The following is a 14340-nucleotide window of genomic DNA, read 5'->3' as shown; positions in this document are numbered from 1 at the left end:
TTTATAGTTTATTCTTAAAACTTACTGTTCTGATCTGCCTTGTGCAGTTCTGATAATTTTGTTTAAAATCTTCAGCGTTATTATAGGTGAGCTGGGTGAGTAAACAATATTCATAATAAAACTCAACATGTTGTTCCTCAAATGGCCACGGCTCAACAGTTAAATGCTGTTGATTTAGTGCTTTAAGTTGATGCGATTTATTATCAGGGCCGACACTAATCTCTACTGAACGGCCTTCGGGTGGGCATTGACGCTTGCAAAGCAGTAAAGACAAAGCATCGCACCACTCAAGCAGCCGGTAATCATGGTCCAATTCTTCAACAGTAAGCCCGATCGTTTTAAGCCAATTAGTGCGTTGTACTTTTTGTGCCTTAATGAACTTAACAATTCCCTCATCGTCCACTGCGCTACCTCCACATAAAAACTGAAGATGCATGGACGATAGCAGGGCAATGTAAGTACTCTTGTTATAAGCCCTGGTCATGGTGTCCAGGCAATGGGCATATTCCATTTTTTTCATGGCAAAGTCCACTGGTCCCCCCTGATCGGTAAGCAAATCAGTACGCTCGAGTTCTATCTGCGCATCATCATGCTCTGCAATGGCGATCATGGTCTCTACCCAACGCCTGGTACGTACCTTATGCTGCCACGCGTTGGCGATGGCAGCAGCCAGCAGGCCATGCGCTCGCTGTGATATGATTTCCCATCCTGAAGATGTGTAGTTAACAATCATGCATACTCCATAAAAATTAAGGATTAAATAAGGGGATGCTTTTTCGCTTAAGGCATCCCCGCACTGGTATCGGCTAGAATAATCAGAAAATAGCGATTGTAATGCCAGAATAAGCGGATCTGTGGCGCCGCGATCAAAATATTTCCGTTGTAAGATGATCTCGATTGTAAAAACTTTCCGCAATAGCCTGGCTGACTTTTCTTAGCTATACAAGATGATCATTAACGCCCTAAATTCAGATCAGCTGCTCCTGTTTTCTATAAGACAATAGCCCATGGTGAACAAACAACTGGTTATTTAAAACAGAATATCCGAAATATGTATTCTTAGGAGCGAATACACTTATATGGAATCTATATCATTACTGACGATTATACACGGCAGAACACCCGCACTGCTCAATTTGCTACATGGACTTGAGCTGTCTACGCGCATTCCTGATGAGATGATCATCATCTTTATGAATGAGGTTATTGCCGAATTACCGGTCACAAAGTTTCCGATCAGGACGGCACGCATCGATCGTGACGGTTATCTGCCGCTTGCTGAAGCGCGGAACCTGGCGGCTGAGCAAGCCAGGTTTGAGCACCTGATATTTTTAGATGTAGATTGTATACCGGCAACCGACATGATTGCACAGTACATGCAAATCGGATCTTTACCCGATACTTTATGGACAGGGCCTGTACGATATTTGAAAAAGGGCGCGACAGAGCATCCTGCTTTATTTGCTAGCCTGAATAAGCTTAGTGATGCTGATCCCATCAGGCATATAGATGAGGAGATTACTTATGAACTTTTTTGGTCGCTCAACTTCGGCTGTACGAGAACTACTTTCAAGCGCATTGGTGGTTTTGATGCCGCGTTTACGGGATATGGCGGTGAGGATACTGATTTCGCCTTTTCGGCCCGTAAAAAAGGAGTTCCCATCCGTTGGGTGAATGCTATTGCCTATCACCAACACCACGCCAGTTATAGTCCACCAATAAACCACCTTACAGACATTGTCAAAAATGCAAAAACTTTCAAGTCGAAATGGGGCGTATGGCCGATGACCGGCTGGCTAAAAAAGTTTGAGGCTAGCGGTTATATTGATTGGAAGGAAGACTGTGTAGAAATAAAATGGCTGCCCACAGCAACGGAAATTGAATCGACACTAAAAAGCTGACAGATCAATCAAAGATTGATTGGTATACCGCAAGGATGCCTTTCGCTGCCAGATTTGTAGCTTCAGGCACAACGATTACCGTCCAATCCGGTAAAGATTGAGCGGTGTCGGATAGCAACGCCTGCCAGTCAGTTTGATAAAATGCCTGAGGTTTAATTACTGTAGCTAAGCCAAGTTCCTGCAATATCTCAGCCTTTTGCATTTGTTCACCGAAAGGCCTGTCTTCCGGAATAGCAATAAAGCGCTTGTTTAAGGATGCCATCTCCATTACTGTATTGTGCCCGGCATTACCGATGACAACGCTTGCACTTATCAGTAATTCGAGGGGATCCTGCAAGTGGCCGTGAAAGATTATATTCTCCGGCAGATTTTTTGTTTCTGGCTTCGGCAAACCGATCACGTAAAAATTCCAATCGCTGCAATGCCTGGCAAGATAGCAGATAAATTGCAGATCGATGCTCGTTCCCCCGCTGCCGGTCAACACAGCAACCGATAGATTTTCGGCCGGATTTTTATACTCATCCTTAATATCGTAACGGCTGAACCCGCCGGTATAAATGGTCTTATCCGTGAGCCACTTTGCTTCCTGCCGCTGCATAGTTTCGGGATATGGAGCGAGCAAAGCACTTGCACTTTGATAGGCAGCCAGGTGTGCAGGATCGTGTCGACTGCCGTGTTGCCTTACCACTATAGTGGGTATGCCGCAAAGCCGTGCCAGAAGGGTGATCTCGACGGATACATCTACAATAAGCAGAAGCGGATATTGCTCAGCAAAAAGCGCTGTCATAATCCTGTTCCGTTCTCGCAGTCCGGCTACATTGAGGGGGGCATAATGGAAAGATTCGACGGGATTGTAGTGAATATGGTTTGCATCCGTTTCGTTTGCCGTATCCATTGGCAAATGGATACATCTCACATTCGGAGGCATCAGCGGCATGTAGCCTGTAAGGCTGCTGCCCAGGAAGGTTATGTTACAATCCGGCAGCGCACGGCTAATGGCTATAGCGCGCATCACATGACCCGACCCATGATGATGTATATAGTACGCAATATTAACTGGCATCAGCCAAATTTGTGGTTGTTACCAGTTCTTCAAAAAGCGTTTCATACGCCTCAACCATATGATCTGCATCCAATGTCATCTCGGCCCTTTCCCGGCATTTTCGGCGATCCAGCGAAGCTGCTTTGTTGATGCAGTCTGCAAGTTCATCGGTTCGGTTGCTGGTGGTCAGACAACCGGTCTCTTCGCACAAGATAAAAGGTAGCGCGCCGCGTGATATACCTGCTACGGGCGTTCCACAGGCCAGGCTTTCTGCAACTACTAATCCGAAAGGTTCATCCCAGCAAGGTGTGATTACACTAACATCCGCATTTCCAATCAGCTCGTTCAGTTGATCATGGTTACAGGCGCCAAGGACTTCTACATTTTCATCAAGTAACGGTGCCACATAAGTATCGTAATAGTTGCGATCAGCTATCGTCCCGGCAATCTTAATCCTGCGACCAGCTTCCCTGGCAGCCTGGATAGCTAAATGGGTGCCCTTATCCGGGTGAATGCGGCCAAACCAGATCACATAACCACCGCTCGGGTTGGCATGGAATGTCCAGGTATTGGTATCCACACCGTTATGGATGACCTGGCAATCTTTTAAGAAGGGCTTCCAGGCATCTGCATTTGGCTTTGAAACACTTACATATTTGATCTGTCCTAACTTCTGCTCATGCGCCATCGCTCTTTTCAGCTCAAATATGGGCGGTGTATGCAATACGGTGACCATAGGGGTACGAATAAGCGAAGCCATGGTGATCGGTACGTAATTCAGACTGTTGTTAAAAATAATATCATGACCTTGACCATCGATGTCCTGCATGGTCTCCAAATACGCGTGATGCGTCGATATGAAGTCTTCACTCAGTTCGTGTGAACGGAACCGGCTAAAGGTTTCACGGTCATAGTCAGTATCACTCAGAATAACTTTTACATTGAGATCCGGATCGGAGAGCTCGCTGGCGTACAAGGTAATCTGATGCCCCCGGGCTTTTAGCCGGTGACAGATATCATGTGTGAAAGCCTCGAGACCTCCCATGTAGGGTTTACGGATCGGATGTTTAAGATGAGCGATAATGCCTATGTTCATGTAGCGACGTTTGATCTCTACAACTATGGTATCCTACATATGTTTTACTTATAACGCTCAAAGTTGTAGAATAATCGTTTTTTGAAGATAATTATAAGATAAGATTTTTAATAATAAGAAAATCAAACGGTCAAATATTTAACCTCCGAGCCGATCAGGCGCATTACAGAACCGCTTATTGCAGCACGCCTTGTTGAGCTGATCCAGCGCTTGATATTTTTCTGTACTCTCTTGGTTATTCATCTATGCTGACATGCTTAAAAGGAGTAATATGATCCAGTGCTAAAAGGAACAATTGACTTGCATGGCTGTTCTCTTAAAAAATTTATCCATGAAATTCATCACCAATACCAGTTCCGACGGAACTGAAACTAAGATTTTTTATGAAGACCTTGGAAAAGGACGACCCGTTATCCTGATACACGGGTGGCCTTTGGACCATACCATGTGGGATTACCAGATAGCCGCATTGACCGATGCCGGTTTTCGCTGCATTGCTTACGACCGGCGGGGATTCGGCAAATCGAACAAACCACTAACCGGCTACGATTACGACACATTGACCAGCGATCTAAAAGCATTGATCGATGAGTTACAACTTGAAGACGCCGTGCTGGTGGGTTTTTCTATGGGAGGCGGCGAGGTGGTCAAATACTTTAGTAATTATGGCGGTCAGGGCGTATCCAAAGCGGTGTTGATCAGTTCTATTGCGCCGTTTATGCTGCAAACAGCCGATAATCCTGATGGTGTGCCACAAGAACAGATCGACGAAATCGCCGCTAATATTCAGAAAGACCGTCCTGGTTTCCTGGGTGATTTTGGAAAACAGTTCTACGGTGTTGGATTATTGAGCAGCCCGGTAAGCGAACAACGCCTGACCTTTGACCTGATCTGCGCGATGCAGGCCACCCTAAAATCTACACTAGGTTGTGCAGAATCGTTTTCCAGCACGGATCTTCGTCCAGATATGGCATCCGTGAATGTACCTACGTTGGTCATCCATGGTGATAATGACCAGACCGTGCCGATCAAACCAACTGGTGAGCAAGCTGCCCGGATGATCAGCGGCGCTGAGTATATCGTTTACGAAGGGGAACCGCATGGATTATTTATTACGGCTAAAGACCAATTAAATGCTGATCTGATTGATTTCATCAGCAGATAGCAAACGCTGGCGGCTGATAATCAAAAGATGCGGAGGGTCCCATATAGAGATTTGTAAACGCTGCATAAACAAAGAGCCGCTTGATGCGGCTCTTTGTTTATGCAGCCAATTATTAGATTAATGTTTGTCAGCATGAATAAAGTCAAGGCAGGCTGACGCCAAGCATCAATGGGAGTACCTCAAAAGCAATATCTATGATGAATACAAGTCCACTTGGGCTACACTAACATATTTATTTTGTACTGGTTTTCTCAATTGCCTACAAGGAATGCAACAGACCCTGGTGACCGTTTCGGTGTATCACCTTTCCAACGTTAGAAAAATACTACTGGTCGTTTCCATTTTCGACCTTCAACACCCAGACACTGACAGATCCACCGTTCACTTTAAAATCTGCCCAGCCATCACCGTTGACGATGACTTCCCCTGCAACTTTACCCAGCCTGTCCACGAAGCTTTTACCTGCAAATACTTTTCCAACCTCCATAAACTTGTTTCCAGCTTCACCATTGGAAATAACGACAGCACAGCCAGATCCGGGCCTGTTATCATCTCCGCTTCGCGTCCAGCCAATACAGTTGGGATGGTCGAAATAATCCCGCTGATCGCCATAGGCCATACTCTTCCTAACCGCGAGCAGTGCTTCCAATTCATCAACCTTATTGAGTGTTACTTTGTAATCCTCGCCGTCACCGCCGGCATCCTGATAATGCGAACCGTACAGATCAGAATAGAACAGGCAAGGATACCCGTCAGCGCGCAAAAGGATCAGCGCGTATGCCAGTGGCCTGAACCAGGCCTCAACGGGTTGCTCCAGTGACTGCAAAGGTTGAGTATCATGATTTTCCACGAGGGTTACGGCAAGCATAGGGTTGGCTTGTACCAGTGTGCCGTCAAAAATGGTACATAGGTTATAATCACTACCAGATTTGGATGCCTGGTGAAAATTAGCTTGTAGTGGTGCATCGAATAAGGACATTCGTCCTTCGGTTGCATCAATATAGCTGACCATAGACTGCAGATCATAAGGTGCCCAGTATTCACCTACGGTAAAAAACTCTTTGCCATATTCCGCTCGCATAAAGTCCAGCCATTCGTTATAGAATTTCGGATCCATGTGCTTGATCGCATCCAGCCGGAAACCATCCATTTGCACAGTATCGTAAAACCATTTGCCCCAACGCTTAAACTCTTCCCTTACATTCGGGTTACGGAAGTCGATATCACACAGCATCAGGAAATCATAGTTTCCATTTTCGTTATCCATCACTTCCTGCCAGCCTTCACCATACTGGTTTTGGATACTGAAAATGGCACTTTCTTCATTACCGGCATCCCAATCCACACCCGCGAAACATTGATGGTCCCAAACAAATTGCGAATATTGGCCCTGGCGCCCAGGAAAAGTGAATTTAGTAAATGCTTCGATCTGGTAGGGCTCGCTGATAAATTCATTACGGCTTGCCGGATCTACCTTCCTTACAGTAATAGTTTCTTTTTCATCGGCACCACCCATGTGGTTTAACACCAAATCACAATAGACACGCAAACCCGCCTGCCTACCTGCCGCAACCGCATCGATCAATTCCTGCTTAGTGCCGTATTTGGTCGCAACCGAGCCTTTCTGTTCGAACTCTCCGAGATCGTAAAGGTCGTAAGAGTCGTAGCCGTTGGACTGGTTACCTTCCATACCTTTATGTGCAGGGGGCAACCACACGGATTCGACACCCATATCTTTTAACCGCTGCGCTTCGGTCGCGAAGTGTTTCCATAAACTGCCGTCTGCGGGATAATACCATTCAAAGAACTGCAGCATTGTAAAGTTTTCCATTTTGAGGTACCTGTTAGTTTAGGTACGCGAGGTTAACCAAGATCTTTATTCAATGTTTGACCAATTGTTTTTAATAAGCTTAGAGTCAGCTACAACCGTAAAACCATAATGCAAGTTCATAGTTCTTTATAAGTCTTATTTAAATATTACTGCATGAATATTGATTGGAATGAAATTTTTATCAATGAACTGGACTGGACTTACGCGCTGGAAATCCTTATGCGAACATTAATTATGTTCACAATGGTGCTGATTTTTTTACGGTTGTCAGGAAAAAAGGGAGTTCGACAACTCAGCATTTTCGAAGTAGCAATCATTATTGCTCTCGGCTCGGCAGCCGGGGATCCAATGTTCACTAAAGATGTTGCTATCTTTCCGTCTTTACTGGTCTTTGCTGTAATATTAATAGTATATCGGGCAATCACTTATTTCGCTTCGAAATCGGAAAAAGTGGAGATGATCCTGGAAGGTAAGCCAATGTATATTATCGAAGATGGAATGTTCACTTTGCAGGAGGAAAGTGACAATACCTTTGCAAAGGATGAATTCTTTTCGGAGATGCGTTGCCAGAGCATAGAGCATGTAGGACAAGTCAGAACTGCCCTGCTTGAAACCAATGGTCAAGTGAGTTTCTACTTCTTTGACGATGATGAGGTCAAACCGGGCCTTCCTATTTTACCAAAGGCATACGAGAAAAAGAATACGAAGGTTGACACTGAAGGTGATTATGCTTGTACTTATTGTGCTAAAGTTTCCAGCATGTCATTTTTGGCTAACTGCGACAGATGCGGACACAATGAATGGGTTATCGCAATAGCTACACTAAGAAAGACCTGACATGCCTTCAATATTAATGATCGGGTTAAGGATATGTAGTATTAAACTATAGATGATTTAATGACAATTTCTGCGTAATCTCAAGATAAGGCCATCGCCATTTCAGTCAACTTTTTCAACAATTTTGCGAATAATCTGTTCGGGCGTCAGGATATGATCCGGGTGATCATTAGCGATCAGGTTTTGTGGCATCAGCGGGAAATCTGCAGTTATAGGATCTTGGACAATTACCAAGCCTCCTTTCTCTTCAATAGCTTTGGCACCGTCGAGGCCATCATAACCTGCACCCGATAGGATCACACCGATGCATTTAAAATCAACGTCTTGAGCCAAACTTTCGAAACAGCGATCGATGGTCCTATTCATTTATCATTTGCCGACCTGTCTTCAATTGTTAGAAATCGGTTATTTAATCTGATCTGTCTCCCGGCAGCCATTACATAGATGTTTCCTGGTTCTATATATTCAATGGTTTTCACCGAAATTAGTTGTAAAGATGTTAACCGTTGTAATATTTGATCCAACTTGCTGCTGTGATCGATCGGAATATGTTGCACGACCACGATCGCCGCGTTTATACTGGGCGGTAAACCAGCGATAATCGTTTTGAGTGGATCAATACCGCCGGCTGATGAACCGATACCGATCACATGAAAATCATAACTGCTCATAACTTATCCAATCTGTAGTAACCCAAATGGATCTGATCCTGGTAAACTTCAGAAGATGCAAGCAGAACAATATTATATTTCGACCTGACCTCGTCTGGCAGTACATCTTCTATACGATATATATCATCCACATCAATACCATATTTCTCGTCAATGTGCGCGCTGGCGCTTTTGACTGACGCAATGCTCGATCCTTTGAAAAAGTCAGTCATGGTAGAAGTTTTGATCGCACCTTTTCTATCATCCTGTACGGTAAGGAGTGTATAGTGCTGCTCTTCCAGTTTACCACTTTGATAACCGCCCAAATTGACAAAGAAAAGTCGCTTGCCACTTCCGGCTTCTTGTGAGTTGGCTTTTGGAATTACGCTTACTGCGTAATTTTCGACACGCGTGACCTCCCGCCAGCCATCGATATGCAAGCTGCTGCCCGCTTCCGGCCAGAACGCTATCATTTGTGGAACAAGTTCCTGAAGTGATCCAGCTATTCCGAAGAAATAATCATGCTGCTCAACCATTCTATTTGCAGGTTTCGATCCTAATAGCACCATGAAAAGTTTAAGTGGCTCTTCCATATAAAAAAAGCTGCGTTTTACCGCAGCTTTCTGGTTAGTTATAAATATGATTATTTAGAGGCATCTCTTAGCGCTTTGATGGAATCGTGCGCAGCGTTAATATCCTGTGATTGGGTGGTAACCGTTTGCAATGCTTCGCCGGAGAGCTGACCTTCAGTTAAAGCGGTCTGATAGGCTTTTTTGATAGCGTCTTCGCCACGTTCAGCTTCTGAAAGAATGCTTGCACGGTCGCTTCCACCAAATAAAGATTTTACATCGATCCAAGCGCGGTGTAAAGTACCGCTTACGCTGTTACCGGTTTCTGCTTCGCCCCCGCGTGCGGCCGCTAACGCAGTCAGTTCCTGACTGAACTTACGGCTTTGTGCAGAGTATTCCTGGAAGACTGCTTTTAAGTCAATGTTCTCATCATTAATATCTGCGATAGCTTTTTCGAAACCGGCTACACGGTCATTGTTAATTTCAATCAGGTCCTGCAGGACATCGATTGTCTTTTCTGTTGATTCCATAGGTGTTTTTTTGTTAATAACAGCGTTTAAGCCAGTAGTGTTTTCACAATCGCACCGGATGCGGCCTCACCAAAATCCAGACCCGAATAATCAGGGTTGTAACCGCCAATAAATGGCACCGCCATGATGTATACGCGCTCATTAAGCGCATTATATTCGTCAACAGCCTGAAAGCTATCATTAATGGTAACACCGGGAACGGTAAGGTAATAGCGGCCATCCCTATCCTGGCCAATCTGGTCACCTTGTTTCTGCTGTTCTTTTTTTCCTTGCTGCTGATCTCTAAAGTAAAGTTTTGCTTTGCTAACTGTTTTGCCATCCACCAGTCCTTTAAATGGCAATTCATCAAATGACAAATGGGGCTGACCTATACAGTCAACAAATGTTTGATAGTGTTCATGATGCTCACCCTGTTCATCCATGTAGTGATAGATGATGCCACCTGTGCCTAAAGCTTCCACCTTACTGTCATCACCAACGGATGCTATGTTAAGGTGCCCGGCCTGGTGCATGGCAAGCATTTCTGCAGCTGAGCTTTGAGGTACGTAAGCAATTACAACAGATATTAAAGGCATTAATTCGCGTTTTAAGCGAAGCATATCTTCGGCCGAGAAATATTTGGCCGGATAGTTCATTGCAAAGCTTAAAACGCCGAGCATTTCTTTCCAGTAAATAGATTCGCGACGCTTAATCGATCTGTCTGCTTCGGTGTATTCGGCTGCCAGCAACTTAAAGGCATCAACCCGTTCACGAAGCTCCATAACCTTGGCTACAAACCCTTCAATAGACAAGTCTTTAATTTCTTCATAATAAGCCGGGTCATTTTGTTGTACGCCGGCCTTAAAGTTTTTGTCAAAAACATAATCTAACGGCAGGAAACCCTCGTTTTCAGCTCTTACAACCGCAATTTCATCTGCAGTAAGTATGGTGCCTTTACCTAAGTGAGAATCTTCCAGGTGAAAGCGTAAAGCAGGTAACAAACCGTTGCGCGAGTGCATTTGAATTTTAAAGTCGGGCGAATCGGCTTTAACCTTATACACCACTTTGCCACGCTCATCTTTATCAAAGGTTCCGTTATATCGGCCCAATGTGCGTATGGCATCAATTGCAGTTAATGATGACCCGCGAACCGCTACCGGATGATTAGCCTTAAAAGTCAATTTTGATGGTGGATACGGCGAATCGTAATAGCCCTCAATTTTACCTTCATGTTTTTTAGGCCACAAATGCCCGGTGCAAATAATCACTCTATCAAACTCAGCACCGCTATCCCCATTCAAGGTTACTGTTACTTTCTCGTTTGCAGTGTTATCCGCCACGTCGGTTACGGTGCAGTTAAAGTGAACATTGGTTACTATGCCGGCTTCTTTAGCTTGTTGTTGCAGCAGCTTAAACTGATCGACCAGATACTGCCCGAATAATAGGCGTGGTAAGGTTTTGTACTCGTTAAACTGCTTAGGGTCAATACGGAACTTGTCGAGCGTGTCTTTAGGTACGGAGCATATCCATTCGGCAACGGGTGTAACAATATCCGGTATTTCATTGCCTGATACGTTTGTTATATGTTCGTCATTGGCTCCATCGGTACTGTAAGGCATGCCCGCACCTAGCCGGCCGCCTTTTTCAAAAATGTCAATTTCAGTATTGCTTCTGCCAGATTCGACAAGTCGCTTGTAAATGAAGAGAGCACTGGGGCCGCCGCCAAGTATCGCTATTTTTAAATGAGGTGTATTATGTTTCAATTGGTCGTTGAATTGCTTCTTTAATTAGTAACAAGATCTTAACCATTATTAATGCTGATTGTGTTGATCGAATGATCATAATTCTCCTACAAGGTGCAAGCTTGGGTGATGTCATATCTACCAATTATGCTCCGTTTCGCAGTCGTTCTTATTGCAATGATCCATCCGACAATAGTTCCATTACTTCCAGTGCAAAGAGTATATTGTTAAAAGCAAACGCGGCTCACGGCGGAACGGCGCTGGATAATATCAAGACAGCCAAAGTCACAGCCAACATTCAGGGCCTCCAAGCCACCGGAATGATCGATATCATCACTAAACGCAGCCGGATCGAAGTAAGGCAAAACGGCCAATTGATACAAATTGAGCAAGTTGAGGGAGAAAATGGCTGGCAATGGCAAGCGGGCAAGGCGAGCACCTTGCCCGCAGCGCGGTTGGCGGAAATAAGGGGTGGATTTTACTCCGGTATCTTAGGGCTGCGAAAAGCCGCGATCAATTCGGCCGACTACGTGAGCGTTAACACAACTTCTAACTGCACAGTGGTCGTATACGAGCAGGATGCACAGCGACACGTATTCATGATCGATAACAGCGGTCGGCTAAGTGCCGGCGCAGATCAGACGGGCAGTGAAGCTAACACATCGGCCTATTCGAACTTCAAAGTGGTCAGCGGTGTGCTTTTAGCGTTTAGCGAACTCAATATAATTGAAGGTCAGCGGGTAGCCGTACAATATCAACAGTTTGGTGTCAACCCCAGTTTTGCTGGGAGTGAATGGGCCAAACCTTAAAGTTTTATCAATGCTGTAAATCAGTTTGCTGTTAATATAATATGCACACCTGATATATGGGTAATTCGAATCAAAATCTGGCCCCTTATCAGGATCGCTTTGAATCTATCGAGGCCTCTACTGTGTAACACTGAATCACCGCTTCATAATCTTTAAGCTGCCTATGTACTTCAGATATGCATATCCTCGAACGCTGGTATATCATACTTTGAGTGAATAGCAATCCTAAACAAGAGAAATTAACCGGCACAAATGCTTAGCAATGCAATTCCATTAATCTGATCCTGTGCTGATATACCATAGTCAATTAGCGGCTAAATCAATCTATAAAAATGAACGCAACCGATTTTGCGCCACTTAAACATTTATCAAACGGCGTAGAATCAGCATCTGGGCTTAACAGAGGCCATTCTCCGGCTCGTCAACACAAACTTTAGACAAATGCTTTTGTTAATTTCATGCGCTTTCAGATAAACTCCAGCGTTTTAAAATCTAATCAATGGAAACACCAGTACCGGGATTTTTTTTATATCATGACCTGATTGATGAAACGCATGAGAAGGAATTACTCCTGGAAATCGACAGCCAAACCTGGATCGTCGATTACCTAAGAAGATTGCAATATTACGGCTACCGCAACGAATTGGAAAAGCCTTATCATTTAGTGCCATTCCCGGTAGAAATGCCGCCGCAGATGCGTAAACTGGCTGAAGAATTGGTCAGCAAAGAAATTATCCAACTTTTGCCGGACCAGGTGATCATCAACGAATATCAACCCGGCGAAGGAATCAAACCACACAAGGACCGGGCTTATTACGAGAACCAGATATGTGGTATAAATTTAGGAAGCAGTTGTGTCATCCGTTTCATTAAGGGTAAAAACGAAGAGGTGATCGATATCGAGGTGCCAAGACGCTCGGTATACGTTATGCAGGATGATGCCAGAAAAAAATGGAAGCACGCTATCCCTCCACGGAAAAAAGATAATTTGGCCGGTACCATTACGCATCGTGAACGTCGCGTATCTATTACTTACCGCAAAATAAAACCCAAGCAGGTGCATCCTTTAGACCCATCAGGTAAGGTCGCTAAGATGCTTAAAGACTATTTTAATATCGGCTTGTCTTAAATTTGGACTTTTCCAGGACTGGATCATCATTTAATTCTTACGCACATGGAAATCAGTGAGCCAAGAATCATGGTCGGCAATGCAATAGTGAAAGACCATGGAACACTGCAATTACAACAAACTGCGGAGAACAGCTTCGTATTTGAATTGCCATTGAGACATACAGCTCATGCTTTGTTAACGGGCAAGGGATTAGCAGGGAAAAACATCTGTGTATGGATCACAGCTAATGACGGTCAGAAGATTTTCCTGGTCGGTACTGTGCATCAAGCAACTAAAATACAAAGTTCATATGAGGAAGGCCAGGTAATTTTAAGTGGTGTCCTGAAAAAGCGAATCTATGCATTGTCCCTGCTGACCAATTACCGGTTAAGTTTGGCATTAGCCATTGTCATACCGGTTGCATTTATTTCCGTGCTTACCTATCTGTTCATCGAGCAAAAACAGCACCTGGTCAGACAGACGGGTACGGTAACCGCATTTACCAGACGGAGCCGTGGTGCTCGCTCGCCTGTGATCTATAAATTTCAAGTAGAGGAATTTAAGGCAGGTTTTGAGCGCTCCTATGAAGGTTTTAGCCGCCTGGCAGCCGAAAACCTAAGCTACAAGATATATGTCAGCTCTTCACAATCATTTCCATATAGTGAGAGGAAACTAAAACACGGTGCTCAACGTCAGTACTCCTGGTATATGGACACTGCAGATCAGAACCGGTTAAACACTGCGGGGGACTTTTTACCTTATATATACCTGCACCCAGCCAACGGTGAGAGTAACGCCCTGTTCTCGTATGACATTTACACTTATATTTTTGATAAGCATCATTTGCTAACCTACTTGTTTCTGTCGTTCCTTTCAACCCTGGTTTTTTTCGCCTTAGGTGCGGCGTTACAGATTGACACCAGTATTTACTGGAAGATATATGGCGGTGTCGTACTGATTATCTATCTAGTACTATTCATATTTTAATGACGCAATTAAAGTCTTAAGCGTATGGTGTGGACAAAGTACTCACCAAAGGCGCCACCAAGGTTTTTTCTCAGCCCCGAAACGCTCCATC

The 14340-nt window shown here is 44.5% G+C and carries 15 protein-coding genes; 6 read left to right on the top strand and 9 right to left on the bottom strand.

What is annotated here, in order from left to right:
• Position 1: 1 nt before the first annotated feature.
• Entirely contained in the window at positions 2–733 is a 732-nt protein-coding gene (locus AC3WJC_RS04435; RefSeq protein ID WP_492397861.1) for a DUF3891 family protein, read from the bottom strand.
• Positions 734–1079: 346 nt separating this feature from the next.
• Between AC3WJC_RS04435 and AC3WJC_RS04430 the strand changes: the two genes are divergently transcribed.
• Positions 1080–1901, top strand: a complete 822-nt coding sequence (locus AC3WJC_RS04430) for a glycosyltransferase family 2 protein (protein ID WP_492397860.1) — start codon at positions 1080–1082, stop codon at positions 1899–1901.
• A 4-nt stretch (positions 1902–1905) separates the two neighbouring features.
• Here the strand turns inward: AC3WJC_RS04430 and AC3WJC_RS04425 are convergent, their stop codons facing one another.
• Positions 1906–2913, bottom strand: a complete 1008-nt coding sequence (locus AC3WJC_RS04425) for a glycosyltransferase (RefSeq protein ID WP_492398987.1) — start codon at positions 2911–2913, stop codon at positions 1906–1908.
• A 40-nt stretch (positions 2914–2953) separates the two neighbouring features.
• On the bottom strand, positions 2954–4039 hold the full coding sequence (locus AC3WJC_RS04420) for a glycosyltransferase family 4 protein (protein ID WP_492397859.1): 1086 nt from the start codon (positions 4037–4039) through the stop codon (positions 2954–2956).
• Between the two features lie 331 nt (positions 4040–4370).
• Here AC3WJC_RS04420 and AC3WJC_RS04415 point away from each other — a divergent pair, with 331 nt between their 5' ends.
• A complete protein-coding gene (locus AC3WJC_RS04415) occupies positions 4371–5204 on the top strand; it encodes an alpha/beta fold hydrolase (protein WP_492397858.1) in 834 nt (277 codons plus the stop codon).
• A gap of 325 nt (positions 5205–5529) precedes the next feature.
• Here the strand turns inward: AC3WJC_RS04415 and AC3WJC_RS04410 are convergent, their stop codons facing one another.
• Positions 5530–7035, bottom strand: coding sequence for an alpha-amylase (locus AC3WJC_RS04410; RefSeq protein WP_492397857.1), 1506 nt, complete (start codon positions 7033–7035; stop codon positions 5530–5532).
• Between the two features lie 153 nt (positions 7036–7188).
• Between AC3WJC_RS04410 and AC3WJC_RS04405 the strand changes: the two genes are divergently transcribed.
• Entirely contained in the window at positions 7189–7872 is a 684-nt protein-coding gene (locus tag AC3WJC_RS04405; protein WP_492397856.1) for a DUF421 domain-containing protein, read from the top strand.
• Between the two features lie 102 nt (positions 7873–7974).
• Here the strand turns inward: AC3WJC_RS04405 and AC3WJC_RS04400 are convergent, their stop codons facing one another.
• Genes AC3WJC_RS04400 through AC3WJC_RS04380 form a run of 5 tightly spaced genes read right to left on the bottom strand, consistent with a single transcriptional unit; the run spans position 7975 to position 11363 of the window.
• On the bottom strand, positions 7975–8238 hold the full coding sequence (locus AC3WJC_RS04400; protein WP_492397855.1) for a chemotaxis protein CheB: 264 nt from the start codon (positions 8236–8238) through the stop codon (positions 7975–7977).
• On the bottom strand, positions 8235–8543 hold the full coding sequence (locus AC3WJC_RS04395) for a chemotaxis protein CheB (protein WP_492397854.1): 309 nt from the start codon (positions 8541–8543) through the stop codon (positions 8235–8237). Before AC3WJC_RS04395 ends, AC3WJC_RS04400 begins: the two co-directional genes overlap by 4 nt.
• Complete coding sequence (locus tag AC3WJC_RS04390) at positions 8540–9115, bottom strand: DUF1543 domain-containing protein (protein ID WP_492397853.1); 576 nt, start codon at positions 9113–9115, stop codon at positions 8540–8542. The genes AC3WJC_RS04395 and AC3WJC_RS04390 overlap by 4 nt, the downstream gene beginning before the upstream one ends.
• Positions 9116–9165: 50 nt before the next feature.
• Entirely contained in the window at positions 9166–9621 is a 456-nt protein-coding gene (locus tag AC3WJC_RS04385) for a ferritin-like domain-containing protein (protein ID WP_492397852.1), read from the bottom strand.
• A gap of 26 nt (positions 9622–9647) precedes the next feature.
• The gene (locus tag AC3WJC_RS04380; RefSeq protein WP_492397851.1) at positions 9648–11363 is read right to left on the bottom strand and encodes an FAD/NAD(P)-binding protein; all 1716 of its coding nucleotides are present in this window, start codon (positions 11361–11363) and stop codon (positions 9648–9650) included.
• Positions 11364–11434: 71 nt separating this feature from the next.
• On the opposite strand from AC3WJC_RS04380, the gene AC3WJC_RS04375 reads away from it, so the two are divergent.
• From AC3WJC_RS04375 to AC3WJC_RS04365, 3 genes are all read left to right on the top strand, one after another.
• The gene (locus AC3WJC_RS04375; protein ID WP_492397850.1) at positions 11435–12151 is read left to right on the top strand and encodes a hypothetical protein; all 717 of its coding nucleotides are present in this window, start codon (positions 11435–11437) and stop codon (positions 12149–12151) included.
• 499 nt (positions 12152–12650) lie between these two features.
• On the top strand, positions 12651–13280 hold the full coding sequence (locus AC3WJC_RS04370; RefSeq protein WP_492397849.1) for an alpha-ketoglutarate-dependent dioxygenase AlkB: 630 nt from the start codon (positions 12651–12653) through the stop codon (positions 13278–13280).
• Positions 13281–13325: 45 nt separating this feature from the next.
• Positions 13326–14249, top strand: a complete 924-nt coding sequence (locus tag AC3WJC_RS04365; RefSeq protein ID WP_492397848.1) for a hypothetical protein — start codon at positions 13326–13328, stop codon at positions 14247–14249.
• Positions 14250–14340 lie beyond the last annotated feature (91 nt).

The sequence above is a fragment of the Mucilaginibacter sp. FW306-07-L genome (assembly GCF_058782065.1).
This window is presented reverse-complemented; position numbering and strand designations above follow the sequence as displayed.